This window comes from Haladaptatus sp. (genome assembly GCF_049589095.1).
Classification (GTDB): Archaea; Halobacteriota; Halobacteria; order Halobacteriales; family Haladaptataceae; genus Haladaptatus.
In genome coordinates this window covers 1-4,562 of the sequence record NZ_JBAWAC010000200.1, presented here as the reverse complement: position 1 = coordinate 4,562, position 4,562 = coordinate 1, and the positions used below count along the sequence as shown (strand labels likewise).

Here is a 4,562-nt window from a genome sequence, read left to right as displayed (position 1 = left end):
ATCCCCGGGTTCGACGTTCAGGTCGGCGACTTCTTCGGGGGAGATGGCACCGACGTCGATTCGGAGGTTGTTCGGGAGGGAGTCTTTTTCCTCGTCGCTCATGTAGTGGCGACAGCGCGGACCGATGACGCCGAGGACGCCGTCCGGGCCGACGCGGACGCGTTGGCCCGACAGGTTGCCCTTGTAGTGACCGCCCAGCATGTGGAAGGTGAGAAAGCCATCGTCGTCCACCGTGTCGATCAGGAACCCGAGTTCGTCGGTGTGGGCCGCGAGCAGTATCTCGAAGTCGCTTCCCTCGCTCGTGGCGACGACGTTCCCCATCGCGTCGAACGAAACGGTGTCAACGTGCGGTTCTATCAATTCGGCAAAACGGTCGGCGACGGCGTATTCGTTCCCCGGTGCACCGGGTGCGTCCACCAACGCTTCGAGGTCCTCGAACGAAACGTGCATGCTGGTATCGGGTGTGTACGGAGGATAACCGTTCGGGTCGAAGCAATCCGAACCGTCGGTCGTCCCGTTTCGGTTCCGGCAAACCACTCGATTTTCTCGATATGTTCTGTTTATGATCCTATGGTCATTTCTCAAATCTAAGGGAATGAATAGTAATTTTCCGTATATAATTTCATAATTATGAATATCTACCATCTATTTTTGAACAAAATCCAAACAACGATAACCCCCCACTACGACCCACGATTGGGTAGTATGACCTCAACACGACGCACGTTTCTGACAGCGGCAGGCTGCGCGGGACTCCTCGGACTCGGTGTTGCCGGGACGAGCGGAAAGAGCGAAGCGGACGTTTCGCGTGACTCGTTCACCATTCGGAGCGGGACCGACCAAGCGACGAAAGTGTACGTAACGACCGCCAACCAGTCCGGGCCGACGGTGATGGTCACTGGTGGAATGCACGGCAACGAGGAAGGTGGCTACACGGCCGCCGGAAAGATTGCCGATTGGGACATCAGCAGTGGCAGGCTCGTGGTGATTCCGAGGGCGAACGCTGCGGCCGACAGGCAGGATTCGCGTGTCGCGGACGGCGGCGTCGATCTGAACCGCCAGTTCCCGACCGGGAGCGAACCGGAGACGAAACTCGCTCGCGCCATCTGGGACGTCGTCGAGAAGTACGAGCCCGATACCGTCATCGACCTCCACGAATCGCAGGAAATCTACGACGGCGATATGGTCGGCGGCGTCGGCCAAGTGATTTTCCGCTCGCGGGACAAGAAAACGGAGAACGATGCCACCGCGGCGGCCGATTACGTGAACGAGAACTACGTCTCGCGTGACGGTTACGACTTCACCGTCGACGTGTTCTCCTCGTCCTCCAACGAACCGACGGGTCTGTTCACGCACAAGGCAGCACGCGACACCGATGCTATCGCATATCTCGTCGAAGCGACTTCGGAGGACACACCCCTCGACAAACGCGTTCAATGGCACACCAAAGTCGTCCAGCAGCTCGTCGAGGACGACATACTCACCGGCGGTAACGATGGCGGCGACGGCAACGACGGTGGTGACGGTGGAGACGGGAACAACGGCGACGAACAGAACAAACCACCGGTCGCACGGATCGAAACCACGCCGACGGACACCACCGGACTCGGTCGGGGTGCCACGGTCACGCTCGACGCGACCGCCTCCACGGACGACGACGGCGACATCAGCGAGTACATGTGGGACATCGACGGCGACGGGACGTTCGAGAAGAGCGGCGAATCGATCGAGATGACCCTCTCGCACTGTGGCCGCTACCAAGTTACCCTCCAGGTCACCGACGACGAGGGCGCGACGGACACCGACACCGTGGTCCTCTCGACGGTCTAATCGGACCGCGAGAACGACAGCATTGCCGATTTTTTCAAATTTTTCATTACTAACGACGTTGATTGGTATATATTTGGCCAATAGTGAGATATACCCCGGGTTGTAACCGGCGAGACGCAATGAAACGACGCACGTTCATCGCCGGTGTCGGAACCACGAGCACGCTCTTCCTCGCGGGGTGCAACTCCAACGGGGACGACTCCGGACTCTCCACCGAAACGTCGTCGGGCGAAACGACGACCGGAACAGGGGGGACCACGAGTGGTACAGGTTCGACGAGTACGACGAGCGGCGCGGACGAAACGTCGAGCGAAACCACCACGGACTCCGAGACGACGACCGACGGCGAGACGACGACCGATTCCTCGGGAACCACGACGGCGGAATCGAAGACCGTCTCGTTCGGCGAACACGCGACCGTCGCCGACGACCTCAGCGTCGCCGTGACGGAAGCCAATACGTCCGACTCCTACTCGCATAACGGAACGACCGACGAGGCTGACGACGATTCGACCTACCTCCTCGTCTCCTTCGAGACGAAAAACACCGGTGGGTCGTCCCAATCGCTCCCCGACGATGCATCGCTCTCGCTTCACGCCAACGGGAACGAGTACGGCATGACCGACTCGGCGAAGAGCGCGTGGAAGGAGTACGTCTCGTCCGACGTGAACGGCAACGGTTCGTCGTCGAAGACCGTCGCCTTCGACGTACCGAAGGACGCCCTCGCTTCCCTCGGCGTGACGGTCACGCTGTCGTACACTGATTCCGGGTCGAAAAAGCAGATTCGGTGGAGCATGGAGTAACCCCGAACACTCCTTTTCTCGTCGCTGTCGGTGGGGCCTCCGAAAAGTGAGAAGATCGAAAGGGGTCGTATCGCTATTCGTCCGAGTCGAAGCCGAGTTCGCCAAGCGTTTCCTTGGAGACACCCGCATCGAGAATACGCCGATAGAATGCCTGTCGCTCGGTATCGGAGAGATCGAGAGATGTCCCGGTGCCGGGAGCGTCACCCGTGGAGCGGCCACTCTGGGCCGTCTCGTAGGCGTCACGGATGAGTTCGGCTTCTAGTTTCGGGACCGATTGGGGAATATCCGGTGAGTTTCTGATTCCTGACATCGTTTCCCGCCACTCACAGGAGGGTGTTAAAGTTATTTTAGACCAACAGATCTGTCTTTTCCCAGTCCAACGTTCCTCTTTGGTGGTACGTTCGACTGGGTAAGCGTAGGGTTGTCAGGGGGTTCTACTTTCGGCATCGAGAAAAACAACGAAACGACAACGAAGCTGAAAATACGCCGCCTTCCGCCGTTCAATCGACGAGCAGCGGTATCTCGGTGGCTTCCGTCCGAACCTCGTCCATGTCGGGGACGGTGGTTCCGGGGACCGTCACGACGCGGGACGCGACGGTGATTCCGACGCGGAGCGCGATACGGTCGGATTGGCCGCGAGCGAGCGTCGAGAGGACGCCAGCGAGCAGACCGTCCCCGGCACCGACCGAATCGACCACGTCCACGTCGAGTGGCTTCGCGTGGAAGACACCCTCGTCGGAGGTGAGAAGCGCACCGTCGTCCCCGAGCGAGGTGATGACGCGGTCGAATCCCTCCTCCCGAAGCGCGTGGGAGGCTTCGGCGCACTCCTCGATACTGTGGACCGGCATACCGGTCGCGCTCGCCAGTTCGCTCCGGTTGGGCTTGCAGAGCGCGTAGTCGCCCGCAACGCCGGTCAGGAGGTCGCCCTGCACGTCCACGACGGTCTCCCACGGCCCGGCCCCTGCGATACGGTCGATGGTCGCCGGACCGAGGTTCGGCGGGAGGCTCCCGGCGATGACGACGATTTCGGGTTCGTACTCGCGCACCTTGGCGATGAGTTCGCGGACGGTTTCGTCCTTGACTCCCTGGCCGGACTGATTGAGTTTGTACTCGCCGTCTTCACCCAGAATCGTGGTGTTGAGTCGAGTACACACGTCCATCTCCACGAAGTCGTTCGGCACCTTTCCACGGGTGAGTTGCTCCTCGATGTAGCGACCGAGGAAGCCGCCGACGAAGCCCGTTGCGAGCGTGTCGACCTCCAACCTGGAGAGGTATTTCGAGACGTTGATGCCCTTGCCACCGGGGTCGTACTGGGTCATGCTCGACCGCATGACGCCACCCGGTTCGACGTCCGAATCGACGGAAACGGTGTAATCGACGGCCGGATTGAGCGTGACGGTCAGGATCATTCCCCCACCTCCTCGATGATTTCGATGCCCATCGTCTCGAACGGTTCGCGGTACTCCGCCGGAACGGGGGTGTCGGTGACGAGCGTATCCACGTCTTCGAACGAGGCGAAGCGGAAGAAGCTTCGGCGACCGAACTTGCTGCTGTCCGCGACGAGCACGACGCGACTCGCCTTCTCACACATTCGGGATTTAATGCGCGCTTCGTCCTCGTTCGGCGTCGTCAACCCGGCATCCGGGTGAATTCCGTTCGTTCCCAGAAACAGCACGTCGAAGTTGGTCCGGTCGAGAAAGCTCTCGCCGGTCGGTCCGACGAGCGACCACGTGGAGCGCCGAAGCGTCCCGCCGGTGACCTTCACCTCGATACCCGCCTCGGCGAGTTGCATCGACACGAGTGGCGAGTTGGTCGCGGCGGTGATGGTCACGTCGTCGGGGACGTGTTTGGCGACTTCGATGGTCGTCGTTCCCGAATCGAAGAAGACGACCTGCCCGTCTTGGAGGGTTTCGGCGGCGCGTTCTCCGA

Annotated in this window: 5 protein-coding genes and 1 pseudogene; 2 read left to right on the top strand and 4 right to left on the bottom strand. The window is 60.6% G+C overall.

Going from position 1 to position 4,562, the window contains the following annotated elements; all coding sequences use genetic code 11:
* Positions 1–450 (bottom strand): annotated as a pseudogene (locus WBV42_RS06705) (M42 family peptidase); the annotation flags it as partial.
* 255 nt (positions 451–705) lie between these two features.
* Here WBV42_RS06705 and WBV42_RS06700 point away from each other — a divergent pair.
* Together WBV42_RS06700 and WBV42_RS06695 are read left to right on the top strand one after the other, a co-directional pair.
* A complete protein-coding gene (locus WBV42_RS06700; protein WP_423985342.1) occupies positions 706–1,830 on the top strand; it encodes a PKD domain-containing protein in 1,125 nt (374 codons plus the stop codon).
* Between the two features lie 119 nt (positions 1,831–1,949).
* On the top strand, positions 1,950–2,633 hold the full coding sequence (locus WBV42_RS06695; protein ID WP_423985341.1) for a DUF4352 domain-containing protein: 684 nt from the start codon (positions 1,950–1,952) through the stop codon (positions 2,631–2,633).
* Positions 2,634–2,706: 73 nt separating this feature from the next.
* Here WBV42_RS06695 and WBV42_RS06690 read toward each other — a convergent pair whose 3' ends face one another.
* The 3 genes from WBV42_RS06690 to WBV42_RS06680 all read right to left on the bottom strand — a co-directional run.
* The gene (locus tag WBV42_RS06690; protein WP_423985340.1) at positions 2,707–2,943 is read right to left on the bottom strand and encodes a hypothetical protein; all 237 of its coding nucleotides are present in this window, start codon (positions 2,941–2,943) and stop codon (positions 2,707–2,709) included.
* 190 nt (positions 2,944–3,133) lie between these two features.
* Complete coding sequence (pfkB, locus tag WBV42_RS06685) at positions 3,134–4,042, bottom strand: 1-phosphofructokinase (RefSeq protein ID WP_423985339.1); 909 nt, start codon at positions 4,040–4,042, stop codon at positions 3,134–3,136.
* Positions 4,039–4,562 (bottom strand): DeoR/GlpR family DNA-binding transcription regulator (locus WBV42_RS06680; protein ID WP_423985338.1); only part of this gene is annotated, 524 nt, incomplete at its 5' end. The genes WBV42_RS06680 and pfkB, both read right to left, overlap by 4 nt.

Excerpts from the sequence above, each read along its gene's own strand:
- pfkB (WP_423985339.1), bottom strand. The coding sequence starts at position 4,042 with ATGATCCTGACCGTCACGCTCAATCCGGCCGTCGATTACACCGTTTCC.
- WBV42_RS06700 (WP_423985342.1), top strand. The coding sequence starts at position 706 with ATGACCTCAACACGACGCACGTTTCTGACAGCGGCAGGCTGCGCGGGA.
- WBV42_RS06695 (WP_423985341.1), top strand. The coding sequence starts at position 1,950 with ATGAAACGACGCACGTTCATCGCCGGTGTCGGAACCACGAGCACGCTC.
- WBV42_RS06690 (WP_423985340.1), bottom strand. The coding sequence starts at position 2,943 with ATGTCAGGAATCAGAAACTCACCGGATATTCCCCAATCGGTCCCGAAA.